The organism is Nostoc sp. DedQUE09 (assembly GCF_034530915.1).
In the GTDB taxonomy this organism is placed as follows: domain Bacteria; phylum Cyanobacteriota; class Cyanobacteriia; order Cyanobacteriales; family Nostocaceae; genus Nostoc.
In genome coordinates, this window is sequence record NZ_JAVRCE010000007.1 from 79,040 (window position 1) to 100,823 (window position 21,784).

Consider the following 21,784-nt stretch of genomic DNA (forward strand, 5'->3'; position numbering starts at 1 on the left):
CGCTAAAAGGGTTCTAATATGTTTTCTAGACTGATGATAGCGGTTGCAACCACAGTGCTAATGATTGTGACCTCTTGTATTTTTACAGCGGTATCACTGAGCAAAAGTGCGATCGCTCAAGTGCCAGGTGTCTATCCATTCAAGTTAGGTAATTTCACAATTACAGTCCTGAGCGACGGCACACTCCCCCAGGATCTACATACGCTGCTGTCAAATGCGAACCCAACAGAAACCGATCGCCTGCTTCAGAAAAACTTTCTGACTAATCCTGTCGAGGCATCAATTAATGCTTTCTTGATCGACACTGGAGATCGACAAGTACTCGTGGACACAGGAGCTGGAACCTTTTTTGGTCCAAAACTGGGCGGCAAGCTTCAAACATCGTTAAAAGCAGCAGGCTACACGCCTAACGAGATTGATGCAATCCTCCTGACTCATATTCATACAGATCATAGTGGGGGGCTGGTCGAAGCTGGTCAACGGGTGTTTCCTGCCGCCACGCTTTATGTCGGCAAGCCAGATGTCCATTTCTGGCTCGATCGAGCGAATGCCACGCGATTCAACGTTCCTGAAAAGTACTTTGACGAAGCCGCGAAAACTGTCAAACCTTATTTAGATGCAGGCAAGGTGAAATCGTTTTCTGGCAAGACAGCCCTTCTACCGGGAATCACCGCACATCCCACACCCGGACACACTCCTGGTCATAGCTGCTATGTGGCGGCAAGCAAGGGCGAGAGCATCGAGTTTTGGGGCGATATTGTTCACTTTGCTTCGGTGCAATTTCCCAAGCCAGAAATTACAGTTGCTTATGATGTCGATGCCAATGCTGCTGCGGCACAACGTAAAAAACAGTTTGCGAGAGCGGAAGCATCCCGAATTTTGGTAGCAGGCGCACATTTGCCCTTTCCCGGCGTTGGACACCTTCGGGCAGCAGAACAAGGTTATGCCTGGGTGCCAGTGGATTACCGCTGGCGTGAACCCTAAAGGATTCATAGCAATCATTTTAGCAACTTGATGATAGTTGCGATCCCACCATAACCATTCGAGCAAACTTCAAGCTATTGAGCAAAACCTCATGAATGACTACTCTACTACTCTAGAAACACAATTGAATACGATGAGAACACAAATCTCTAGCAGCCTTGAAAAAGCACGAGACCAGAGAAATACACTCAAACGTACAAACTCTCGCTACATCACAAGCAATAGCATTCTCAGTGCCCTAGCCACACTCCTAGCAGGCATGGAGGGAATGATCGGCAATGCTCAAAAGCGGATATACAGCGAGTTAATTTTCGATCGTTAATAGTGGACTCACAGCGAACCGATCCATTTCAAGAGAGAACAAATGGGCTTGATTTTCAGATCGCAACTAAAGGAATTCTATGTCAATTTTTGTCTTAGTTCATGGCTCCTGGCATGATGGTTCTGCTTGGCAAGCAGTCGTTGACCATCTAGAAGCGAAAGGGCATCAAGCGTTTGCTCCCACGATCGCAGGTCATGGCAAAGGCGTGAATAAGAACGTTAACCATGCTCAATGCACACAATCTATCGTCGATTACATTGTAGACAAAGACTTAAGCGATATCGTCCTACTCGGACATAGTTTCGGTGGCACGATTATTGCGAAAGTTGCCGAAGCGATTCCCGATCGCATTCGACGGCTCATCTTCTTCGATGCCTTTGTCCTCAACGATGGAGATAGCCTTAGAGATAACGTTCCACCGCATCTTCAAACATTACTCGACGAGCTAGTTAGAGAATCAAACGATCAGATGATGGATGGTTATACCTTTTGAGATGTGGAGAGAAGTGCTTCTCAATGATGCTGACCTCGAACTGGCTCGATCCAGTTACGCACGATTATCACCCCAAGCGTATCAACCGTGGATTGACAAGTTGGACTTGAAGCAGTTTTACTCGCTGCCCATTCCTAAAAGTTACCTCTACTGTACAGAAGATAATGTCCTCCCTCAAGGCGAACAGTGGGGTTGGCATCCGAGAATGTCTAACCGCTTGGGGCTATTTCGGCTTGTACAAATGCCCGGTAGTCACGAGGTCATGTTTTCTAACCCGGTTGGTTTAGCAGAAAAGATTATTGTGGCAGGGCGCGACTAGCAGCAGAATTTGCAATTGTGTTTATTGATTGAAACAGGAGAAACAGGATGATACTGCAAGATAAAGTGGCGTTAGTTACTGTACATCGGGAATTGGTCAAGCCACCGCGATTGCGTTCGGTGCTGCGGGTGCAAAAGTTGTGTTCTCCGGCAGACGCGATGCAGAACGCGAAACAACTTCTGCGATGATTCGTGAGACAGGAGCGGAGTGTTTGTTTGTGAGATCGGATGTATCGAGTGAACCAGAGGTTAAGGCGCTGATAGAGAAAACAGTCGCAACTTACGGAAGGCTAGATTTTGCCTTCAATAACGCTGGATTTGGTACAGTCCCAAAGCCACTACACGAGCAGTCTGTTGAAGACTTTATTAGAGAAAGAATGAAACGATTTACCTTGTTTACTTTCCTGTATCTCGCGCTGGGAGTTTGTCTAACGGCGATCGCACTTGGATACCCGAACCTGCCTTCGAGTCTTCAAACAAGCTTGTTCGTTAGTGCAGGAGCCTCCTACATTGTTTGTCTCCTCAGCACCTTCCCATTTTGGCGCGAGACGACGATCCGCTTCTATCGCAGACGTAATTCAGCGGTAATTATACCCTGGTTGGTAATTGGATTCAATATTGTTTGGATGATCTGGGAGGTTCAGAGTCAGAACTGGACAATGGAAGCCATTTTACAAGCGTTTTTGCGGGTGATAGTTGTCTTACTATTTGCAGAAATTATTGTAATCACATGGCAAGTGAATTCTAAACATTAGCGTCTAAATCGGATGATGCCGAAACAAACTCGTTTCAGCAACGCGAGATAGAGTCAAACGTACTACACAAGGAACACCATGAATAAGCCCAAGTTTTTTGTCACCCCTGGTTATGGGGAACGCCTGCTGAATGAATTGCATTACTCGCAAGCAGTAAAAATTGGCGATCGCGTGGAGACATCTGGACAAGGTGGTTGGGATGACAACCTGCAAATTCCCGAATCGCTCGCGGACGAGATTGCCCAGGCGTTTCGGAACGTAGAACGAACCTTGGCGACTGCTGGTGCGGGTTGGGAGCATGTTGTCCACGTCAATTCTTACCATGTTGGCGGGTTTCCCCCTGAAGTTAACGATGTGCTGGTCAAGCTATTTCGTCATTACATACCCAACCATGCCCCAATTTGGACACAGGTAGGAGTCGCGGCTCTTGGACTGCCAACGATGCGGATTGAAATCCGCGTTACTGCAATTGTTCCGTGAGTTTCGCACAAGCGGCAACGGGCTATTGCGAAGTTAGGGAGTTACCTCCGCTGAGCGGTATCGAAATCCCGTCACTGTTTATTCTAAATCAAGGGGAGTTGGCACAGATGGAATCTATGAAAGCAGCCGTATTAACTGCGTTTGGTGATGCTGAGAAGTTTGAAATTCAAACTGTTCCCATACCAACACTGAAAGCGAATCAGGTGTTAGTCAGAGTTTGTGCAACCTCGATTAACCCCGTTGATTACCAAACTCGCCGTGGTGATTATAAGGATTTGGTTCGTCTACCAGCAATCATCGGAGTTGACGTTTCAGGGGTGATTGAGGCAATTGGCGAAGCCGTGACTGATTTCAAGGTGGGAGACAACGTGTATTACTCGCCGCAAATTTTTGGAGAATTCGGTAGCTACGCTCAGTATCATGTGGCTGATGCAGCGATTGTTGCATTGAAGCCTGCAAATCTATCGCACATTGAAGCAGCTTCCTTTCCGCTTGCAGGCGGAACTGCTTGGGATTGTCTAGTGACTAGGGGGAATCTACAAGTTGGTGAAACAGTTCTCATCCATGCGGGTGCGGGTGGAGTGGGTTCGATCGCAGTTCAACTCGCCAAAGCAATAGGGGCATACGTTTTTACAACGTGTAGTTCTAGAAACCGAGATTTCGTAACAGAACTGGGCGCAGATCGGGTGATTGATTACAAGAATGAAGATTACGTAGAAGTCATTCGTCAAGAAACAAATGGATTGGGTGTGGATTTAGTTCTAGATACGATCGGCAAAGAAACAATTCAGCGTAGTCTAGAAATAATTCGTCCCTTTGGTAGGCTTACAAGCATTGTAGACATTGCAATACCGCAATCGCTTCTTGAAGCATGGGGTAAGAATCTGACGATTCATTTTGTTTTTTCACCCCAGTACCGAGCAAAATTAGAGGCTTTGACAAAACTCATCGAGCGTCATCAACTTCGCCCAGTGATTGATTCAGTATTTTCTTGGGATCAGGTCGTTCTGGCACATCAGCGTCTAGAGCAGGGAGGAACACGGGGCAAAATTGTGCTGAAGTTTACAGAAAATTAAACCAGCTTTACCGGGAAAGGCAGAGAGCAGGAAGCAGAAGGAATGTCTCCTGCCACGCCACTTGCTACAACGCAGGAAATGCTAATTTACGAATATGGTGGACTTCAATATTGTCCGTTGCTCCGCAAATTTCACATTCTTGGGCTAAGAGACGTTGAACGACTTCGCTACGTCCGTTCCAGATATGACTAGTCAGGTTATCGTCTAGTTTGACCCACTTATTTCATCGCAAGCAGACACCACCAAAATGAGTTATCAAAGGCTTATTGTTGTCGCGCTCCATTGTAATTTGTAGTACTTTGTAAGTACCATCTTTAGTATCAATGATTGTGCGATACCGTTTGTAAATTTTCTGGCATGTAGTTTTGAACTTATGAGCCAGAGTTTTTACTAAGGAAAGCTCCATAACTCGTTTAAGTGAGGAGAGAGTGTGGAGGTTGTAAGCCATGCGATAATACTGACTAATCCTCGATATTCCGCTTGATACTGGCTAACTATACTGTATGCATTATCGTTGACTCTTTGCATCAGGTGTATAGGCTTACCAGAGCGCATATATTTAACACAATGGTCTTTAATTACACTTTTTGGCACCAAAAGACCCACACTACCGTTGATACATCTTTGTCCACGATGGTCATGTTTATCATCAGCGTGTAGTATGTGGATTTCATAACCCAACGAAAATTTTACAAGTCGGCAGTTACCCACTGTTCTGGTCTTCAAAATCGTGCATGTAGCATTAACACTCACACGACTTCTTTTTATTGAAAGTTGTTTGTTATCAACTGGAGTTTAGACTAAATGGTCAAACTTAAAGGACAAAAATAGGGGGTCTGATTGAACACAGACCCCCTTTTGACAGAAGCTGAGAGAAGTACCACCTACTCTCACCTGCCAATATGAAATTTGACAAACTTCAAGAATTTCGTCAAGCAGCTTACAACCATCTGGGCAAAGCCCACGATGCGACTTTTGAATTGACTGATGCCATCTTGACGACTCGTAATGCTTACAGTTTGGCAGATTTATCCCTATCTCCATTTTTTAGACGCAAGTGGTCAAGCATCTATGAAGCTCTACAAGACAGCAGACCAAAGCGACAAAAATTGATGCAGTTGTACATAAAACAAATACCAACACAAGGTCGTCCCTTGTTGGCAGGCGACCACACTGCTTGGCCTCGTCCCGATGCAGTAACTCTTCAAGAAAGAACAATTGAACACACGAGTGTAACAGTGCCTGGAAATAAACCGATTACCATTGGTGAGGGATACAGCACTATTGCTTGGGTGCCAGATGATTCTGGTAGTTGGGCATTACCCTTGAGGCATGAACGAATTACTAGTTGGGAAAACCCCATAGACAAGGCAACCTGGCAGCTAAAACAAGTGTGCGAGCATTTGCCTACCAGACCGATTTCAGTTTGGGATAGCGAGTATGGTTGCGCCCCTTTTGTCTTGAAAACTGCTGAGATTTCAGCAGATATTCTTGTACGTTTACGTTCAAACCTTTGTTTATGGGGCGCACCTCCAACATATTCTGGCAAGGGTCGTCCCAGGAAGCATGGTATCAAATTTAAACTCAATGAACCCGATTTATGGGACGAAGCAACTCAAACCTTAGAGATGAACCATCCAAAACTGGGGCAGTTAATAGTTAGGTTATGGGAAAATTTACACTTCCGTAAAACTGCGGCACGTCCGATGTCATTGATACGAGTTGAGCGTCTTGATGACAAAGGTAACTTAAGAGTCTCAAAACCTTTATGGTTGGCTTGGATAGGAGAAGAAATGCCTCCATTATCCGAAGTTTGGCGGCTTTATTTGCGTCGCTTTACTGTTGACCACTGGTATCGTTTTTTAAAGCAACGCTTGCACTGGACTCTTCCTAAACTAAGTACTCCCAAACAGTGTGAGAGATGGAGCGACTTAACCCTCTTGTGTCACTTTAGGCGGAGGAAAAATAGAAATCAGGGTGAGTTAGGAATATAAAAATTGGTGAAGTTAGCCTATAAACGATAGCTTGAAGCTTAGAAAAACCTAAAGACAGTTGAGGAATAGGAAAAACTGTTAACCAGGGATATATGAGGTTAAATAAAATAAAAGGTTGGATAACTAAACGCAGATTGTTGAGAATATTCTTCCAACCTTTACCATTATCCCACCAGGGGTGAGAAGCAAATGTTGATTGAGGATCTGGGAGAGAAGGACGTAGAGATTCTGAATGAAGACTAACCATAAGGTAGGCACTACATATAATCTCCCACCATCGTTCAATATCTTCATAGCGAGTAAAACGATAATCTGCCCAACCTAATTCATTTTTACTTTGTTTTAAGCCATATTCTACCCATGTTCTTAAGCCATAAAAATTACCAACTTCTCTTGCTGTGATGTCTGGATATTTACTCATGACATACCAGGTAGAGTTTCCAGGTAAGTTAAGAGTGTCTGTGGTAATTTGCCAATATCTATGTTGTCCACGTTTGCCGTGGATTATTTCTCTAATAAATCGGTTTTCACTGCTTAAGTTAGAGAATACTCGTTTAAATCTCTGCCACTTTAAGTATTGAGTGTACTGTCCTTTGAGTAAGTCTACAGAATGGTTTGAGCGAATCGCTACTAGATAATTTAAACCTAACTCATCTAATACAGATACAAAATTTGTACCACTCTCACCATATAAGCTATCAGCTAGTACCAAGTTGAAATTGAACCCCATTAACTGTAGCTTTTTTATTAGCATTGCCCCGATTTGAGGTTTGGTAAGATATTTATCGCCTGGTTTTAATTTTTCACGAGGCTTGTATACCTCAAACAGCAGTGGAAAAGTCATTCCGCAGAACACGCCATAGGCTGTGACTGCCACAACTCCATTCTCTACTTTTCCTAAATTGCCTATATACTGTCGTTTCACATAATCTGTAGTCGTACCTTTCTTTTTATCTCCTGTTTCATCAATAATTAAAATGATTGGTCTTCCTTTTAGTACCTCTAAAATTAGTCGTAATCGCAAAGCTCGTAACTGTTCTACTGACCATGATGATGTAGTTAAGTGCAGGATGTAGTCCTTGATAGTTATCTAGCCCGACAATTTTCGCTATTTCAGGTAGGCTTTTCCGTTTTAAATCAGAAATACATCCTATATGTAGATATTTGAAAGCTTCAAAATTCCTAACATCTGAAAACAGGTTTTTATACCACAAGCAATATTCATCCACAAACTTGACGGTTTTTATGGGTGAACGAGGCTCTACCATGCTCTGTGTCTTCGTTCTAGGTTTTGTACATTATTATACTACCGCGATAGTGACACAAGAGGGTTAATGCCAATGATTACTTGGGAATTGTGGTTGGCTCGTGATATCGTTGCTGACAACCCTTTACCTTGGCAAAAGTCAATCGATCAGTTGACCCCTGGAAGGGTTGCTCAGGCTATGGGGATCATTTTAGAAGGTATTGGTACTCCTGCCCGTTCGCCCAAACCGCGTGGAAAGTCTCAGGGTTGGGAACCAGGAAAACCACGACAACGTAGAATTCGCTATCCCATAGTTAAAAAAACTACGCCAAAACCACGTAAAGAGCAAGCGAAATCTGCTTGAATTCAAAGATTTTGATACTTGAAGCTTGTGTTTTATCAACTCAGCGCAGCTGAGTCGTTTTGTGTTGCTTAGTCTAAACTCCAGTTATCAAACGACTTTAGTTTTTGACCACAACTGTGTTGCATACGCATTGAATTTTGGTTGCAATTAGCCAAAATTATGCCAAAAAATCAAACACAGCCAAATACTTCCGCCACCCAAGAAATATTATTAATTGTAAGAAATTCAATGCAGTTTTAATTAACATTAAGCAGTATTTGGGAGCATTTTTAAGTATCTGTAAGCATCAGCCCAAATATGTTTGAAAGGACTTGAGCTACTAATTGCAATTAAAATTCGCCTTGCGCTTACAGTAATCACTGCACCTAATTTCAGTAATTTAGTCCGAATAGTTCCAACTTGAGCGTTTTGTAATTCGGTTTTAGCTAAACATTGTTGACGAAAGGCATTCATCAAAACGTAAGCTATAGAAGAAAACCATAAACGTAGCTGATTTCCTGCAAATGTATGCGTACTGGTTCTATCACTAAAAAGTTCAAGTTGTTGCTCCTTAAAGCGATTTTCCATTTCCCCACGCTTACAGTATTTTTGTGTGTATAGTTGAGCAGGAGGTACTTTTTTGGTAGTCAGTGAAGTCACCACAAAACGAATATTAGTCCCCTTTGCTCCATACTCAACTTTAGAAACAACACGACGACTACAACTTCAAGATTCACGAGTTTGGTAATCTAAAGATTTATACCAAACTGAGCTATTAATCAAGTTAGAGGCAACTTGAGGAAGTTTTTCTTCTGGCTTAAATACAGTTTCTAAAAATGAAACTACTGTTGATAGTTTCTGCTCATACTCAAACTTTGCTCTCTTTTTAGTATTGGTAGTCATCTGAATTAAACGACTGTTTTGCGCCAATCCAAAAACGTAATCAACTCCGGTTTGTGATTCACACCATGTCATGATATCGTCTCTGGAATAGGCACTATCTCCTCGTACTAAAATCTCGACATTCTGCCATTCTTGACGTATTTGTTTAATGACTCTCTGCAACTCTTCTAACGCCTCAAATGCTGGGTCTACATTAGAAGGGCGGAGTTTGCCGGCTAATAAGTGTTTTCCACAAAATATATAAAGTGGAGCATAGCAGTATCCTGCGTAATAAGTATTGAAGAAAACTTGCTCCTGATTTCCATGTACTAAATCATCCGTTACATCCAAGTCTAAAATAATTTTTCGTGGTTCTTTGGCGTAAGATTCTAAAAATATATTTACAAATAGGCTTTCAATTCCTGATGGAGAATGCCCTATTTTATGATAACGACTGTCTGCTCCTTGCTCTACATCTTCTGGACAATGTTCCAGCCTATTTAATGTACTCTTTCCAGCTAATACAGTCAGTTCATTTTCTAGTCCAATTCTTTTTTGTAATGCTAACGCAAACATTGGATCATGGCGTAATTCTTCATGGTCATTCAAATCTTCATATCCCATGACTAAGCCATATATCCGTTGTGCAATTAAGTTTTCTATCGAATGGTCAATTCTATTTGACGAACGGTAATCTTGGAAACATCTTGCTAACCGTGATGTTATTTGCAGTTTTCGGTCTAGTTCCGCAATTAAGCTTAAACCAGCATCGGATGTTACCTGTCCTCCGTTGAAATTAACTACGACTGGGGGTGACTTTGGCTGTTCAAACCTAAACTGTTTTGGGAGCGATCGCCTTGTGGGTCGAATCATCGTTTATAAATGCTGAAATACTTGCCATATATACATTTTAGCAGTTTTTGTTCCCGCTTTTTTCAGAGTTTGTGAGAAATCCGGGAAAAGGCTGCCGGCCGTAGCTCCTGCAAGATCAAGCCACTGATGGAGTGAGGAATACAATTTAGATTTGAATTGATTGACCCAATCGTTGTAACTGGTGGAGTCAAGAGTCTCAAACCCGAAGAGCATAATTCCTAAAGGCTTCATCAATCAAATCAACAAAAGCTTTGCCAATAGCTTGGTTGTGAAGACCGGGAAGTTGAATTAATTTTTTGAAGTGACGGCGTAGATGAGCTAAACATTTTTGTTGGGCAGTAGCTTGATAGCCGTTGTAAACACTAAAATCGTCGCTGATAATTACGCCTTGATATTGGGTTCCTAAAATTGCTGATAATTCGGCTCGTGAGCGAGTATCAGCCGCAGTAAACAGGCAAAACTCAGAATTAGCAACTACCCACAACCATTCTTTGGTTCCTTTGACAGACCAAGGTGTTTCATCCACATGAATGTTCGGCTGCGTCTGTTTTAGCCAACTACTTAACTCAGTGATGCTCGGTTCAATTGCTCCAGTTATTCGTTCATTGGTTGCAACTAACGTCCCCAGCCCAATATCGATTTGCCCCAGTTCCCACAACATTTCCTGCTGTTTTTCATAGGGCATATGTGCATAGTTATTTGCCCATCCTAAAAACGCCTGTAATTTCACCCCTAAGTCTTGTCCTGGAATGATATCTTCTGGCCAAGAGGCAGCTTGTACATTGCCACAACTCTCACACACGCAGGTTTGGCGTTGATATTCCACTATTTCTATGGGACGTTCTACTAGTTGCGCTACCGCGTGTTTTTCTACTTTTACTGCTAGGGGTGCAAATGTTTTTTGACCACAGTAAGCACAATCCGTAGGACTGATAATTTCATAGCGATCTACTCTGCCAAAGCCCTTACGGGTTTTGCCTTGATGTCCTGGTTGCCCACCTTGTTTCTTTTTTGGCTGGTTTGATTCCTCTTGGGCTGGTAACTTTTTGTTTTCGCTCTTTTTCAAAATGTCACCAGACGGTGGTTTTGACGAATTAGAGCTATCCAAATCTCTACTAACTTTTAAACGCTCTATTTCTTGCTGTAATTCTAAGATGATTTTCTGTAACTCACGTATTACCTTGTTCTGCTCAATGATTATCTCTACCAGTTCTTCCTTCGATAACTGGTTCAAGCTTTCTCGGTCTAAATCTTGAGGCAGGTTTTGGTTCATATCTGTGATATTCCTCCTCAACTGTCCTCTTTGTCAATACTCTGCTACCTGAATCCTTACATTATTCATCCTCCAATTAAGCCAAGTAAATCGCAGATTGCCTCCGAAGCATTGATGCAAGAAGTTTTTCAAATTAGTAATGCATATTTGCTAAATAGCTTACTGAAATTATTTGATTTTCCTTATATATAAAAATCAAACATAAATTACCCCACGCACGCAACCCACTCGCACCCAACAGGGTTACACCTGTCCCCAAAATCAACCTACACCTGCCACTGACCCGAATACCCATTCCAAAAAGGCTCTCCATCAGCAACCCCAACGGCCTCCCCAATTTTAGAAATGAGGTTTTGGTAGAACTGACCAGCACCTTCTACCCCCTGTCGCAATCTCAGCTTTAATCCATGCCAGTCCCCAACAGCCTCATCTAATCTTTGGGGAGTTTTAGGTGGTTAGTGATTGGTGTTGTTAAATCTATATTACTTGTACCGGACACAGCATCAGATTGAGAAGCATCCCGGCTCAACCATTTCTCGAAGATACAATTCCGCTCATCATCAGGTTTAATAAACTGGTAAACTCGTTTCCGTTTACCTCTCGGCCCCAGCCGACTAACATAAGACAAGCTTAAATCGATTTTTTTGAGTAACTTCTGTGCGATCGCAATTGGCACAAACTGAAATCATCGCATTGCATATCGGCAAGTGATCGCTTTTACTTTTGCCGTGCTTCAAACTAAGTTAGTGAAAGGTATTACTATTTATCACTAACTAAGTTATTGTATTATGGCTGAGAAGTCAAGTGGCGATAATAGAAAAGATTACATAGAAGAAGAACTATTAATTATGTCAAAAACTCTTATCGCTAGCGTCTGGTGGACTAAAGAGATGGGAGAGCGATTAAAAATACTTAGAGGTGAAGAGTCAATGGCTTCGCTGGCTAAACGGGCTGGGTGTTCTTACCAGTCAATACAGCACTTGGAGCGCGGAGAATATACAGTTGATGAACGTAAAGGACTCAAACCTACTGTTTCTTGGGAAAAGCTAGAAGCAATATGCAAGGCTCTTGATATATCTGTAGAAGATTTTTTACAAGTTCAGTTAGTGAAAAATCCTAAAAAGGTGATTCAAACTGGTTGACAATCACTAACGCCGTCAGTGATAATAAAAGTATGAAACGGGCGCTCCTCCTAAAAATACAAAAAGCGCTTCTACTGAACCTTGAAAAAAACAGAACAGAACAATATCCCCAGGTAACAGATGCAGTGGATAGTCAAAGCTGCTGAAGGTAGATAAGGATTGCAGGAGTTCTTAATAAAAATTACCAACAGGATGAAGACTAGCGAATGATGTTATTGAAACTCACCTGTCGCCTGACGCGCTGTGTATCCTGCTTGGTAGCTCCAGTCACTGGCTAGGAGCAAAAGAATATTAGGCTTCGCCAATTTTAGGTTGAGAGTGTTGTGGCAAGCCACAACATCAATTACTACACAAATACAAAAGGCGATCGCCGCTCTGGAAAAGTATGCGATCGCCTTTTTACCCCAAACAAGAGGTATTTCTAATGATGACACAAGTTTCAGCCCCTACGCCAACAAAAGATCCGTTAACCACACGCGATCGCCAAATCATCGCAACCATCGTCAATCAGTCGGACTACTCAAAAGAGTGCAAGCCCGAAGATGTAGTAACTATCTGGATCAACAGCGATGATATCGTCTGGGTAAAAATGACTCACGGCTATGCTCGATACCACAAAGAGCCATTCAAACATGCTGTTGCAGAGGTGAAAAAGAGTCTTTCTGCTCCAGTAGAGTGCAATCACGAGCAAGATGAGGAATTGAAACGAGCTTCTGAGAAAATTGGCTTATTGGGTGATTGTGACTGGCTATCGTTAAGCGTCCAATACTATTCTGATAAAGTAATCGGTCATGCTGGTTGTTATATCTCTCACAAGGCTCGAATATTAACACCACCGGCTGAATGGGACTTCACCCTGCCGAAGTGGAATATGCCTGCTGCCATCTGTCCCGATTGTGGTGGTCATGGGTGCGGTAACTGCTCGTATCGCGGGACTCGTGCAGAAGACTTGTGTACGCCAGTGGACGGCTATCGACTAACTTATGTAGGACGCACTGACCTTCAGACGGCTCACAACGTATATCTAGATGGGGAGTTTTTGGGCATACTCTTCAAGGTCAGGAATGCTGATGAGTTATGGGAAAACGATCCCAAGACTTATTACTGGCGCTGTAATGATGGAGTCCAGTATTGGAACGTAAAAGAGGCTGTAGAGGGACTGTCCAGAGCAACTGCTCCGATTGAACTGCCGCAAGTTTGTCGGGAGTTGGTAGCAGCGTAAGTGAAATGGTGGGTTTTAATGCCCACCATGCAACCATAACTAATCCTTGTAAAATAAAACACAGTTCGCTCTTACAAAATGACCCAACAACCTCACCAACCTCACGACAAATTTGCCAAAGAATTTCTAGAGGAATTATTAGCTCCTTTGGGTGAAGTAAAAATTAACAGGGAAGTAACGGATGTAACCAGATTTGTAGATGTATTATTTTTACCTTCCCCGCAAGCCCAAGCCGAAAGTCTAGGATTATTGGGAAGAATTGCCTTGTTAAATACAACGCTACTAGAACCGTTTCGTAATCAACCCAGTCGGACGGAAGTACGTAACTGTTTCATGAAGCTGTTTACTGTGATTGCGGATTCTCAACGCAAAGCCAAAAGAGAAGAAACTACCATTAGCGAAGATGATTTAGCTCGTTTGTGGATTTTGGCACCTAGTGTTTCAGCCTCTCTGTTAGCAGATTTAGAGGTTAAGCTAGACTTAGAAAAGTGGATGACTGGAGTTTACTTTTTTCAAGAATGTTTCAGAGGCGCGATAATAGCGATCAACGAGTTACCCGTCACAGAAGAAACTCTATGGTTCAGGCTTTTGGGAAGAGGTACAGTACAACAGCTTGCAGTAAGTGAACTGGTTGCCCTTCCACCAGAGAATCTTGTTCGCCGTAATGTTCTTGAAATGGTTTACAGGTGGCGTATCAGTGTAATGACACAAACAGATTTAACTGAAGATGATCAGGAGTTAATTATGAATTTAACAGAAGCTTATCAAGAAGCAAGAGCGCAAGCGGTACAGGAGGGAGTGGAGCAAGAACGCCGTCAGGTTGTAGAAAACTTGTTGAGATTCAGATTTGGTTCTGTGGATGAAGAACTCTCAAGAGTAGTTAATACTTTGTTGCAGTTATCACCAGATGACTTTGCAAGATTTTTACTGGAATTGTCTAGTTTATCCCGTGAAGAGTTGTTAGCAAGATTTAATTCACACGAATAACCTGTAACTACAAATAATTAGTAATAAAAAGCGCTTTTGTGAAATCAAGAGCGCTGTTTAATTGGCTCTACGCTTCATATATCACAATTAAGCGGCTTCGCCAATGCGAAAGTGAAATGCTTTTGGTAAAAACAAATGACCCCTCAAGAAAATGCTGAATTACTATCTGCACTGATGCGTCAGGAAGAGTTATTAAAGCAGTTAGTCGCAGCAATCAATAAACCAAAACTGGGATTGCACTCTGAAGCTGGCAATTGCAAAATCTACTGCAATCGTCAGCACGGAGGACTATGGTACACACTAAATGGTGAACCGAGTGATGTCCCTCAAACTGCGCTGACTGGATATCTTAAAGAACTGCGGTTTGAGAATACAGAACGCCGCAAAAAAGAAACCTGCAAGTTACTGATAACTATGCAAGCAGACCGCACATATATTTTAGAATCAGGCTACGACACGCATTTCTCAAAGTGCATACTTGCGGCGATCGCAACTTTGACCCCAGAACAACTATATTCTCCTATCACACTACAGCCTACTCCGGGTACGACAGATGAAAACGTGTTGTTCTGTCGGGTATGGGTTGGGTCGGAATTAGTTATGGCATCTTACAACGAGGAGACGAACTGGCGTGAGATCAGCAAGCAGGCAATTGCTGTAACAAAAGCTGCTCTTGAGATGGTGTTTTAACTCGTTGTAAACAGGGCTTGAGAGGCTGTAGTTATAAGTTACTCAAGCTTTGTCTACAGCTAATACGTGCTGTTCAACTATTCACAAATAATCACAGATGAATATTACAATCGTTCACCCCAGTATTGAAAACTTGCAACAGTTTTCTGACTCGTTCGACATTGAGAAACTATTGCAATCTGAAGGAGTTCTGCCGTGGCTTCTAGCAAATGATTGGAATTACGACGATGAATCTTGTTTGATTGCAAATATTATCGATGAGTCAACAAGTCTTGATGAAGTTTGGGACTCGAAAGAGTTTGATTTTAATGCTCTACCTGATGAATCAAAAGAAAAATTGAATCAGATTATGCGTGAAAAACTCTCCAGTCAGATTTAATCAGTTTGACTGGAGAGAAAAATCGATTCCACAAAAGATTATCACACACTCTACTTCAATACTAATCAGATGGAAACAAATTTGATCAAAGTGTATGACGCGACACTGTTAAGCTCATCAAAAGTTTACCAAATTAATGGTACACATTGTCGATACTTAGGCGATGCAGGTACTATCCAACATCCGCAGTATTTGTTTCTACCTCTGCCAAATCAAAGAAAAAAAGCCAGCTTTCGGCTAAACCGAAACAAACTCATGACTCGGTGTTATGAAGTCGAAGGCATGGTCTATGAGAAGCCTGCGGTACAGGATAATTCACAGCAACTTCAGCTATTTTAAGCCATGTCCATACATAAACCACCAGTCATTAAAAGACATATTCGGCTACAAAATGGCTCTACAAAAGTAATCTATAGAGCTACTACAGACATTCGCTCTCTTGAGAAATCACCACAAAGAAAGCTTCGCTTAATCGAAAGTGAAAAATAATGATTGAGGTCAATAATCATGGTACAAGCAATCGACAACCCTATCGCTACAAATTTCCTAACTGATGCAGTAGTCGAGCGCCACAATTTCTCACAGTTAAATAAAACTCGCATTCGCTTCCGTATTCAACTAAAGAAAAGTACAAAGTCTGCCGCTCCTAAATGGGCGGATGTGCTAAAAGCTGAGGTTTCTGAAATCGAATCAGACCTTGTGAAAGTTACTAATTCCGAAGTTGGATTACGCGGAATCAAAGTATTCAAAAAGCTAGATGAAGCTGCTGCCCAATTGCGTCAAGAGATTGCTTCAGTTCAAGAATGGATGTCTGCTGATACTGGTGATTGGGTTTGTCCTATTGATTTAGCTCCACTCGTTTGGAATCAGTTAATCAATATCAGGGATAATATCGCCCCTGGATTGCGTAATCAATTAAAAGCTGATTACGAAGCAGGACTTGTAGATTACCAGGAACGGATTGACCAGTTCCTCTCACTTAACACTTGGGAATTACCTCACGATAAGCAAGAATCAGTCAAAGCCAACTTAATAATGGCTTTTCCGACTCTGACTGACCTTGAAGACTATTTGCAAGTTGTTATTGGTCGTCCGGTGATTATCCCGGCATTGTCCGAGCAACTCAATCAGCAACAAGCTGAATGTCTTGACCAGATTACCAAGTTCATCCAACAGTATGACCAAAATCTGGAGCAACGACTAAGGGAATCAGCCCTGGCAGGTGGTGAACAACTCGCCGCGCAGTTGCTTGAAGAGTTGGCTGATTGGGAACCAGGGAGGAAACCCATACAGTTTAAAAGAAAAATGGAGCGTCATCTAATGAAGGTTCAAGTGCTACTGGCAAACGCTTCACCGGAGGCTGGCAGTAGCTTGGAAGCGATGATGGCGCACTTGGATTCTATCGTTAACGATCCAGCGATTGAGTCTAAGAATCTTGGTAATGAGGGGCGCAGTCAATTGCAGCAAAAGATACAAGAGATTCGCACCAAGTTGTTAGATGAACAACGCAATTTACAATCACTTGCGACTGACGACGTGGGCTTGTCGAAAGCTACGGTCATGTCTTTCAAGTTTAGGTAAAAAACAGTCTTGGGCGAAGGTGCATCGCTCAAGACTAACTAATGAATTGGAAATGTGGTGTTCACCTCTGGGGTGTTCACCTCAAAAAGGATATCTCACTTCTACTATTTCTCAAACCAGTTTTATAACTAAGGAGATAACTTGTGTCGCATTTCTCAACAGTCAAAACCAAATTAAGCAATCAAGAGTGTTTGGTGCAAGCTCTCACGGATTTAAACCTATCACCGCAAGTACACGAAACACTACAGCCACTAAAAGGATATTATGGCGGTTCACAAGGACAAAGTGCTGAAATCATCGTATCTGGTCGCACCATAAAAGCCCGTGCAGATATCGGTTTCAAATGGAATCAGTCAAGCGGCGTGTACGACGTAATACACGATAGTTATGAAACAGTTCCGAAGCTGGGCAAAGACTTTTTCAGCAATAAACTAATGCTGGCTTATGGACAACGAATGGTAAGAGCTAAAGCTGCCGAGTTACAAGAAAAATTTGGTGAATGTGCGATTAGTGAAGAAACCAAAGGAACTGTGCAAACTCTACGGCTGACTTTTGCTGGACATCAAGAAGTTCAACAATATGTAAGGAGATAAATATGGAACGCTCAATACTGATTCATTTTGACAATGCTACAGGTGAAGTTCGAGTGGAGGCTGAGGGATTTGAGGGTTTGAATTGTTTATCGGCTACGCAACCATTTGAATCCGCTTTGGGAGTTGTGAGCGAGAGCGATCGCATCTACAAAGAAGAGTCAGCACCACAACTTCGGACTACAAACAGCAGTCAAACACGTTTACGTCAGTAAAAGATGGGGGGCGTTAAGTCCCCCTAAAATATCATGAACGAATTAGCTAAAGAATACCCATTTGTTCACATTTACGCACAACAGAAAATACGCCAGCCCGTGATCATCAAAGCAAATACTGAAGGGCTGTGTGTGCTGTTGAATGCTTTAATTTCTGCCATTGCTCAATCAGAGCGCAATGGTATAGCTGAGGTTTTTGACGGCGATGCCGAAGTTTATGAAGTAATCGTGAGATTTGTTAATACTCACGATGAACTAGCTCCACTACCTTATCAAAAATCATGAACCTCTCAAATCTGCTCTCCACACTCGATTCACAAATCCCCATCGCTGCGGTTGATGTTCTGTCTCCTGATGAAGCGACGATTATTCAGTGGCTGACTGCTGAAGCTAACAATAAGCTTTCATGTCCAGTGTTCTTCTGGAACCTGGGAGTATCAACCTTAGAGCAATGTTTAATTGCAGCAGATGGGGGATTGGTGTTTAAGCCAGTTGCAGAGTACAAAAGACCACAACATGCTGATCCACTACTATTCGTATTCGACTACATTGTTAACTTTAGTGGTAATGGTGTATTTATCCTCGGAGATATTCACCCCTTTATTGCTAAGAACTCACCTCAATTATCATGGGAGATTTTAAGCAAGGTAAAAAACCTTTACCACAGGTTAAAACCCACAGATAAACGCATTGTCTTGTTGGGTCAGAACATACAATTACACGAATCCCTAGTCAGATTGATTCCTTATTGTGAAGTTCCTTTACCTAGTATTGACCAAATACTTGAACATATCAATTCTTATTTGCATGACTTACAACAGTCTGCTAGAGAGCAAGAATTAACCTTTACTATTACGCTTGAAAATGCTGAATTTGAAACTCTTTCTCGTGCAGCGTTGGGTTTAACCTTAGAAGAAATTAGTGATTTCCTTCGGTTAACAGTTAAAGAAAACTTAACTAATGATGGTGTCGTAGTTGACGCTGACTTTATCCCCAAAGCCGTCGAGTACAAAACTCGGCTACTCTCTCAAATGGGTATCGAGTTGGGTAAACCTGCAATAATCCCGTTCGGCGGTTTGGATCTTCTGCGCGAGTGGTTGATGAGGCGGCGGCGGCTGTTCACGCAAGAGGCGCGAAGTCTCTCGTTACCCCAACCAAAAGGTGTATTGCTGGCTGGCCCACCCGGAACAGGAAAATCTCACTGTGCTAAAAACATCGCTAGCATACTCAATCTACCACTTCTGCAACTCGACATTGCGTCCCTTCTAGGTTCACTCGTTGGCGAATCCGAAGGTAATGTTAAACGCGCACTGAAAACAGCATCCGCGATCGCACCCTGCGTCCTGTGGATTGACGAAATAGAAAAAGCACTTTCGGGGACTGGTGACACTAGTGGAGTCTCACAGAGGATTTTGGGCAATATCCTTACATTCATGTCCGAATCACAGTGTGGTGTGTTTGTCGTAGCAACTTGTAATGACCCATCTGCACTGCCAAGTGAACTAAAACGGAAAGGCCGCTTCGATGAAAATTTCTTTGTTGATCTTCCCACAGAGCCGGAGCGTGTACAGATTCTAAGCATTCATCTACAACGCTTTGGCATTCACCTGGAATCAGAGTATTTGGAGGCGATCGCTGCCAACACTGCAAAGTTTTTAGGCGCGGAACTGGAAACCCTTGCTTCGGAAGCTGCTCTGCTGGCATTCGATGAGGATAGACCGCAACAGGTAACACTTGCTGACCTTGAAACCTGCCGTCAAACCATTACCCCGCTTGCGATTCAGGACGCAGCGGCAGTTGAGCGAATGCAGGCTTGGGCATCCACCGCACGACGGGCTAGTAGTCCTGTACAAGCGGCGAAAACTCAATCTTTGCGTGCTGCTAAGTTTCGGAATATGAACTGATGAAAAAGCGATTGTCTCCTGATTCTACAGGGGCGATCGCTCTTTTAGGTTCGTAGCGATCGCGTTCAGTATATCTATCTCAGATGGGGCAATGCCCTGAAGTTAGGAAATTGACAGGGTAAGAAAGATGGAAATATATTTAGTCTTTGTTGACGCAATTCAAAACAGCAATAAATTCTGGGCGGCCATTGTCGAAGATAGTAATTTAACAGTGCAGTGGGGCAGAGTCGGTTATCAGGCGCAGACTAAAGTCCACACATTAGCCAATCATCAAAGAGCCGTTAGCAAATTCAACAATCTGGTAGCAGAAAAGAAATCCAAAGGTTACAGCGAAAGTCAGCCAGAGATTGATGCTAGCCGCAGTGTTGCAGACATTAGACGAGCTATTCAATTATTGAATATTATCCGTCCTTGTATTGCTAATAGAATTTTTCACGATGGCTATATTAACGCCCTAAATGAATATCTGAAAATAGTACCAACACCTTTAGGGATGCAAATTGACTACCACAGAGTTTATCGCACAGTAGAAGATATTGACTATCAGCGAGAGTTACTCAATTCTTTGTTAACGACACCCGCACCACAAGTCGCTGCGGTGGCTGTTGGTCATGCCCCTGAAGCAACAACAGAAACGGCAGTTGTCAGTCTTAAGACTATCAGTAAGAACTTCTGGCGACATTTGTAATTTGAGAAGCGTCACTTTGTAAGAAAAGCCAAAGCATACAAGCACTCTGCAACAAATCAATTTGACGAACTGGATATTTTCTAATAACTGAAATTCACCTTTTAAATTCAAAAACATTTTAGTCAAGCATTAATACTGCTTGGCTATTTTTTTCACCCAGCGCTTTGCTTCCTACAAACCACAACAGGAAAGACATTATGCCTAAAAAAGCTAACCCAGTCCCAAAAGACCATTCCCAGTTATGCCTTCAGTACCTCCGCCGTTGCGGTGGCAGCGCTCGATTATGCACTATAAATTTTAGTCTGGGGGTGATTCAAACGTTAGTTAATCGAAAGCTGGTGAAAGTGACAAATACTGGTGCAGGATTTTTTGTGGAGTTAGACGAAGTGAAATGAAAACCCATAAAGTAACTCATCAATCATCTTTGCCTTCAAACACTCGTAATAAATTAGTTCTTCGTCGGACTCGAAAAAGATTTAACCCCAGGATTTTTATCGACCGCACGATTGAAACAACTGCAATCGCCTCTCTGCTTTTAACTGGGTTTTTAGGAGTAGGAGCAATGGGGTGTTGGGGGCTGGAGATTATTGAGACAAATGCTAACCCCAACATAATTATCTCTGGCTGGCAGTACCAGAAAAACAGAAGTCTTGGAGCTATGCTGGTCAGTTTTTCCGCCTTCTTAGGAAGTTCTCTAGTCGGAGCAAGTTTCAGTATTCAACGAGATAAATTTTAGGGAGAGAAACAACAATGGAAATTAAGCTAACCACATCAGAGATCCGGACTATCTTACAGGGCTGCCAATATACGTTGCAAATGGTTGGGAGCAGTAAGGATTATCGCAGGCTTCAATCGTCCGAGTGCTTTTCTACATCAAATGGTGTGGTGTTAAATGATGCGTTCAATGTTTTGGGAGAAATAGTGAATGCAATTGATGACGTGGAGCAGATGATCGAACAGCAAACAGGAAAAGTCTAAAAAGTCTAAAAATCAAGCAGAGATTTTCCAACACCGGAGGGCTATTCCCCACCACAGATTAACCCGACACTAGGAGCGATCGCAGTATGGTACAAAACATTGGTATTAAACCAATGCATCCAAGAGAATTCAAAATAATTCACAATGCATCTATATACCTGATGCATAGGCTTAGTGATTATCCTGAACAAACAATAAGTCATTGGTTAGCTGACGAAAGTAGTACAAGGTATCAACAGCCAAAACCACAGGTACTTAATCATTTTGGAGCTATCCATAAATTATTATCAGGTACTTAGCGTCAGGCTGACGCTAAGTCATCAGAAAAACCCTACTCACCAGTCGGTAGGGTTTTTATTATTAGTATTA

The 21,784-nt window shown here is 42.5% G+C and carries 31 protein-coding genes and 3 pseudogenes; 26 read left to right on the forward strand and 8 right to left on the reverse strand.

What is annotated here, in order from left to right:
* Window positions 1-60 precede the first annotated feature (60 nt).
* From RMY27_RS06855 to RMY27_RS06885, 8 genes are all read left to right on the forward strand, one after another.
* Window positions 61-984 carry an MBL fold metallo-hydrolase gene (locus RMY27_RS06855; RefSeq protein ID WP_322661633.1) on the forward strand — a complete coding sequence of 308 codons (924 nt, stop codon included), beginning with the start codon at window positions 61-63 and terminating at the stop codon, window positions 982-984.
* 91 nt (window positions 985-1,075) lie between these two features.
* Window positions 1,076-1,306: a hypothetical protein gene (locus tag RMY27_RS06860; RefSeq protein ID WP_322661635.1), complete on the forward strand. Its 231-nt coding sequence runs from the start codon at window positions 1,076-1,078 to the stop codon at window positions 1,304-1,306.
* 79 nt (window positions 1,307-1,385) lie between these two features.
* Window positions 1,386-1,799 (forward strand): alpha/beta fold hydrolase, encoded by a 414-nt coding sequence (locus tag RMY27_RS06865; protein WP_322661637.1) that lies wholly within the window; start codon window positions 1,386-1,388, stop codon window positions 1,797-1,799.
* On the forward strand, window positions 1,783-2,118 hold the full coding sequence (locus RMY27_RS06870; RefSeq protein WP_322661639.1) for a salicylate esterase: 336 nt from the start codon (window positions 1,783-1,785) through the stop codon (window positions 2,116-2,118). Before RMY27_RS06865 ends, RMY27_RS06870 begins: the two co-directional genes overlap by 17 nt.
* A 47-nt stretch (window positions 2,119-2,165) precedes the next feature.
* Window positions 2,166-2,306, forward strand: coding sequence for a hypothetical protein (locus RMY27_RS35465; RefSeq protein ID WP_416212315.1), 141 nt, complete (start codon window positions 2,166-2,168; stop codon window positions 2,304-2,306).
* Window positions 2,258-2,872, forward strand: a complete 615-nt coding sequence (locus RMY27_RS06875) for an SDR family oxidoreductase (protein WP_416212316.1) — start codon at window positions 2,258-2,260, stop codon at window positions 2,870-2,872. Before RMY27_RS35465 ends, RMY27_RS06875 begins: the two co-directional genes overlap by 49 nt.
* 78 nt (window positions 2,873-2,950) lie before the next feature.
* Window positions 2,951-3,352 (forward strand): RidA family protein, encoded by a 402-nt coding sequence (locus tag RMY27_RS06880; protein ID WP_322661642.1) that lies wholly within the window; start codon window positions 2,951-2,953, stop codon window positions 3,350-3,352.
* A gap of 107 nt (window positions 3,353-3,459) precedes the next feature.
* Window positions 3,460-4,428: a zinc-dependent alcohol dehydrogenase family protein gene (locus tag RMY27_RS06885; RefSeq protein ID WP_322661644.1), complete on the forward strand. Its 969-nt coding sequence runs from the start codon at window positions 3,460-3,462 to the stop codon at window positions 4,426-4,428.
* 64 nt (window positions 4,429-4,492) lie between these two features.
* Here the strand turns inward: RMY27_RS06885 and RMY27_RS35470 are convergent, their stop codons facing one another.
* From RMY27_RS35470 to RMY27_RS06895, 3 genes are read right to left on the reverse strand one after another with little or no spacing between them, the layout of a single operon-like run.
* Window positions 4,493-4,624, reverse strand: a complete 132-nt coding sequence (locus tag RMY27_RS35470) for a hypothetical protein (protein ID WP_416212319.1) — start codon at window positions 4,622-4,624, stop codon at window positions 4,493-4,495.
* Between the two features lie 27 nt (window positions 4,625-4,651).
* Complete coding sequence (locus RMY27_RS35475; protein WP_416212317.1) at window positions 4,652-4,876, reverse strand: group II intron reverse transcriptase/maturase; 225 nt, start codon at window positions 4,874-4,876, stop codon at window positions 4,652-4,654.
* A complete protein-coding gene (locus RMY27_RS06895) occupies window positions 4,819-5,139 on the reverse strand; it encodes a hypothetical protein (protein ID WP_322661647.1) in 321 nt (106 codons plus the stop codon). Before RMY27_RS06895 ends, RMY27_RS35475 begins: the two co-directional genes overlap by 58 nt.
* A gap of 191 nt (window positions 5,140-5,330) precedes the next feature.
* Between RMY27_RS06895 and RMY27_RS06900 the strand changes: the two genes are divergently transcribed.
* Window positions 5,331-6,422, forward strand: a complete 1,092-nt coding sequence (locus RMY27_RS06900; protein ID WP_322661649.1) for an NF041680 family putative transposase — start codon at window positions 5,331-5,333, stop codon at window positions 6,420-6,422.
* On the opposite strand, the pseudogene RMY27_RS06905 reads toward RMY27_RS06900, so the two are convergent.
* A pseudogene (locus RMY27_RS06905) lies at window positions 6,379-7,690 on the reverse strand (IS701 family transposase). The gene RMY27_RS06900 and the pseudogene RMY27_RS06905 overlap by 44 nt on opposite strands.
* Before the next feature lie 72 nt (window positions 7,691-7,762).
* Here RMY27_RS06905 and RMY27_RS06910 point away from each other — a divergent pair.
* A complete protein-coding gene (locus RMY27_RS06910; protein ID WP_322661650.1) occupies window positions 7,763-8,032 on the forward strand; it encodes a hypothetical protein in 270 nt (89 codons plus the stop codon).
* Window positions 8,033-8,278: 246 nt separating this feature from the next.
* Here the strand turns inward: RMY27_RS06910 and RMY27_RS06915 are convergent.
* The 3 genes and pseudogenes from RMY27_RS06915 to RMY27_RS06925 all read right to left on the reverse strand — a co-directional run bounded on the left by RMY27_RS06915 (window position 8,279) and on the right by RMY27_RS06925 (window position 11,715).
* Window positions 8,279-9,766 (reverse strand): annotated as a pseudogene (locus tag RMY27_RS06915) (IS1380 family transposase).
* Window positions 9,767-9,853: 87 nt separating this feature from the next.
* A pseudogene (tnpC, locus tag RMY27_RS06920) lies at window positions 9,854-11,039 on the reverse strand (IS66 family transposase); the annotation flags it as partial.
* A 430-nt stretch (window positions 11,040-11,469) separates the two neighbouring features.
* Window positions 11,470-11,715 (reverse strand): hypothetical protein, encoded by a 246-nt coding sequence (locus RMY27_RS06925; protein WP_322661652.1) that lies wholly within the window; start codon window positions 11,713-11,715, stop codon window positions 11,470-11,472.
* A gap of 172 nt (window positions 11,716-11,887) precedes the next feature.
* On the opposite strand from RMY27_RS06925, the gene RMY27_RS06930 reads away from it, so the two are divergent.
* Entirely contained in the window at window positions 11,888-12,181 is a 294-nt protein-coding gene (locus RMY27_RS06930; RefSeq protein ID WP_322661655.1) for a helix-turn-helix transcriptional regulator, read from the forward strand.
* A gap of 212 nt (window positions 12,182-12,393) precedes the next feature.
* Here the strand turns inward: RMY27_RS06930 and RMY27_RS06935 are convergent, their stop codons facing one another.
* Entirely contained in the window at window positions 12,394-12,615 is a 222-nt protein-coding gene (locus RMY27_RS06935) for a hypothetical protein (protein ID WP_322661657.1), read from the reverse strand.
* On the opposite strand from RMY27_RS06935, the gene RMY27_RS06940 reads away from it, so the two are divergent.
* The 15 genes from RMY27_RS06940 (at window position 12,606) to RMY27_RS07010 (ending at window position 21,714) form a co-directional block, all read left to right on the forward strand.
* Complete coding sequence (locus RMY27_RS06940) at window positions 12,606-13,403, forward strand: hypothetical protein (RefSeq protein WP_322661659.1); 798 nt, start codon at window positions 12,606-12,608, stop codon at window positions 13,401-13,403. The genes RMY27_RS06935 and RMY27_RS06940 overlap by 10 nt on opposite strands.
* 78 nt (window positions 13,404-13,481) lie before the next feature.
* Window positions 13,482-14,390 carry a hypothetical protein gene (locus tag RMY27_RS06945; protein ID WP_322661661.1) on the forward strand — a complete coding sequence of 303 codons (909 nt, stop codon included), beginning with the start codon at window positions 13,482-13,484 and terminating at the stop codon, window positions 14,388-14,390.
* Between the two features lie 135 nt (window positions 14,391-14,525).
* Window positions 14,526-15,080, forward strand: a complete 555-nt coding sequence (locus RMY27_RS06950) for a hypothetical protein (RefSeq protein WP_322661664.1) — start codon at window positions 14,526-14,528, stop codon at window positions 15,078-15,080.
* A 97-nt stretch (window positions 15,081-15,177) separates the two neighbouring features.
* Window positions 15,178-15,459 (forward strand): hypothetical protein, encoded by a 282-nt coding sequence (locus RMY27_RS06955; RefSeq protein ID WP_322661666.1) that lies wholly within the window; start codon window positions 15,178-15,180, stop codon window positions 15,457-15,459.
* A 69-nt stretch (window positions 15,460-15,528) separates the two neighbouring features.
* A complete protein-coding gene (locus tag RMY27_RS06960; RefSeq protein WP_322661668.1) occupies window positions 15,529-15,798 on the forward strand; it encodes a hypothetical protein in 270 nt (89 codons plus the stop codon).
* 168 nt (window positions 15,799-15,966) lie between these two features.
* Window positions 15,967-17,040, forward strand: a complete 1,074-nt coding sequence (locus tag RMY27_RS06965) for a hypothetical protein (protein WP_322661670.1) — start codon at window positions 15,967-15,969, stop codon at window positions 17,038-17,040.
* A 143-nt stretch (window positions 17,041-17,183) separates the two neighbouring features.
* Window positions 17,184-17,633 (forward strand): DUF1257 domain-containing protein, encoded by a 450-nt coding sequence (locus RMY27_RS06970; RefSeq protein WP_322661672.1) that lies wholly within the window; start codon window positions 17,184-17,186, stop codon window positions 17,631-17,633.
* 2 nt (window positions 17,634-17,635) lie between these two features.
* A complete protein-coding gene (locus tag RMY27_RS06975; protein WP_322661674.1) occupies window positions 17,636-17,845 on the forward strand; it encodes a DUF2997 domain-containing protein in 210 nt (69 codons plus the stop codon).
* 33 nt (window positions 17,846-17,878) lie between these two features.
* Window positions 17,879-18,130 carry a hypothetical protein gene (locus RMY27_RS06980; RefSeq protein ID WP_322661676.1) on the forward strand — a complete coding sequence of 84 codons (252 nt, stop codon included), beginning with the start codon at window positions 17,879-17,881 and terminating at the stop codon, window positions 18,128-18,130.
* Entirely contained in the window at window positions 18,127-19,749 is a 1,623-nt protein-coding gene (locus RMY27_RS06985; protein ID WP_322661678.1) for an AAA family ATPase, read from the forward strand. The genes RMY27_RS06980 and RMY27_RS06985 overlap by 4 nt, the downstream gene beginning before the upstream one ends.
* 127 nt (window positions 19,750-19,876) lie before the next feature.
* Complete coding sequence (locus tag RMY27_RS06990) at window positions 19,877-20,437, forward strand: WGR domain-containing protein (RefSeq protein WP_322661680.1); 561 nt, start codon at window positions 19,877-19,879, stop codon at window positions 20,435-20,437.
* 197 nt (window positions 20,438-20,634) lie between these two features.
* On the forward strand, window positions 20,635-20,832 hold the full coding sequence (locus RMY27_RS06995) for a hypothetical protein (RefSeq protein WP_322661682.1): 198 nt from the start codon (window positions 20,635-20,637) through the stop codon (window positions 20,830-20,832).
* Entirely contained in the window at window positions 20,829-21,173 is a 345-nt protein-coding gene (locus RMY27_RS07000; RefSeq protein ID WP_322661684.1) for a hypothetical protein, read from the forward strand. Before RMY27_RS06995 ends, RMY27_RS07000 begins: the two co-directional genes overlap by 4 nt.
* Window positions 21,174-21,187: 14 nt before the next feature.
* The gene (locus tag RMY27_RS07005) at window positions 21,188-21,415 is read left to right on the forward strand and encodes a hypothetical protein (RefSeq protein ID WP_322661686.1); all 228 of its coding nucleotides are present in this window, start codon (window positions 21,188-21,190) and stop codon (window positions 21,413-21,415) included.
* A gap of 86 nt (window positions 21,416-21,501) precedes the next feature.
* Window positions 21,502-21,714: a hypothetical protein gene (locus RMY27_RS07010; protein ID WP_190733799.1), complete on the forward strand. Its 213-nt coding sequence runs from the start codon at window positions 21,502-21,504 to the stop codon at window positions 21,712-21,714.
* Window positions 21,715-21,784 lie beyond the last annotated feature (70 nt).

Bases quoted from the DNA above. Each gene is read 5' to 3' on its own strand.
- RMY27_RS06950 (WP_322661664.1), top strand. From the start codon at position 14,526: ATGACCCCTCAAGAAAATGCTGAATTACTATCTGCACTGATGCGTCAG.
- RMY27_RS06960 (WP_322661668.1), top strand. From the start codon at position 15,529: ATGGAAACAAATTTGATCAAAGTGTATGACGCGACACTGTTAAGCTCA.
- RMY27_RS35475 (WP_416212317.1), bottom strand. From the start codon at position 4,876: ATGGCTTACAACCTCCACACTCTCTCCTCACTTAAACGAGTTATGGAG.
- RMY27_RS06855 (WP_322661633.1), top strand. From the start codon at position 61: ATGATTGTGACCTCTTGTATTTTTACAGCGGTATCACTGAGCAAAAGT.
- RMY27_RS06885 (WP_322661644.1), top strand. From the start codon at position 3,460: ATGGAATCTATGAAAGCAGCCGTATTAACTGCGTTTGGTGATGCTGAG.
- RMY27_RS06945 (WP_322661661.1), top strand. From the start codon at position 13,482: ATGACCCAACAACCTCACCAACCTCACGACAAATTTGCCAAAGAATTT.
- RMY27_RS06865 (WP_322661637.1), top strand. From the start codon at position 1,386: ATGTCAATTTTTGTCTTAGTTCATGGCTCCTGGCATGATGGTTCTGCT.
- RMY27_RS06940 (WP_322661659.1), top strand. From the start codon at position 12,606: ATGATGACACAAGTTTCAGCCCCTACGCCAACAAAAGATCCGTTAACC.
- RMY27_RS06985 (WP_322661678.1), top strand. From the start codon at position 18,127: ATGAACCTCTCAAATCTGCTCTCCACACTCGATTCACAAATCCCCATC.
- RMY27_RS06975 (WP_322661674.1), top strand. From the start codon at position 17,636: ATGGAACGCTCAATACTGATTCATTTTGACAATGCTACAGGTGAAGTT.
- RMY27_RS06880 (WP_322661642.1), top strand. From the start codon at position 2,951: ATGAATAAGCCCAAGTTTTTTGTCACCCCTGGTTATGGGGAACGCCTG.
- RMY27_RS06955 (WP_322661666.1), top strand. From the start codon at position 15,178: ATGAATATTACAATCGTTCACCCCAGTATTGAAAACTTGCAACAGTTT.
- RMY27_RS06965 (WP_322661670.1), top strand. From the start codon at position 15,967: ATGGTACAAGCAATCGACAACCCTATCGCTACAAATTTCCTAACTGAT.
- RMY27_RS06930 (WP_322661655.1), top strand. From the start codon at position 11,888: ATGTCAAAAACTCTTATCGCTAGCGTCTGGTGGACTAAAGAGATGGGA.
- RMY27_RS06870 (WP_322661639.1), top strand. From the start codon at position 1,783: ATGGTTATACCTTTTGAGATGTGGAGAGAAGTGCTTCTCAATGATGCT.
- RMY27_RS06990 (WP_322661680.1), top strand. From the start codon at position 19,877: ATGGAAATATATTTAGTCTTTGTTGACGCAATTCAAAACAGCAATAAA.
- RMY27_RS06910 (WP_322661650.1), top strand. From the start codon at position 7,763: ATGATTACTTGGGAATTGTGGTTGGCTCGTGATATCGTTGCTGACAAC.
- RMY27_RS07005 (WP_322661686.1), top strand. From the start codon at position 21,188: ATGGAAATTAAGCTAACCACATCAGAGATCCGGACTATCTTACAGGGC.
- RMY27_RS06860 (WP_322661635.1), top strand. From the start codon at position 1,076: ATGAATGACTACTCTACTACTCTAGAAACACAATTGAATACGATGAGA.
- RMY27_RS07000 (WP_322661684.1), top strand. From the start codon at position 20,829: ATGAAAACCCATAAAGTAACTCATCAATCATCTTTGCCTTCAAACACT.
- RMY27_RS06900 (WP_322661649.1), top strand. From the start codon at position 5,331: ATGAAATTTGACAAACTTCAAGAATTTCGTCAAGCAGCTTACAACCAT.
- RMY27_RS07010 (WP_190733799.1), top strand. From the start codon at position 21,502: ATGGTACAAAACATTGGTATTAAACCAATGCATCCAAGAGAATTCAAA.
- RMY27_RS06995 (WP_322661682.1), top strand. From the start codon at position 20,635: ATGCCTAAAAAAGCTAACCCAGTCCCAAAAGACCATTCCCAGTTATGC.
- RMY27_RS06980 (WP_322661676.1), top strand. From the start codon at position 17,879: ATGAACGAATTAGCTAAAGAATACCCATTTGTTCACATTTACGCACAA.
- RMY27_RS35465 (WP_416212315.1), top strand. From the start codon at position 2,166: ATGATACTGCAAGATAAAGTGGCGTTAGTTACTGTACATCGGGAATTG.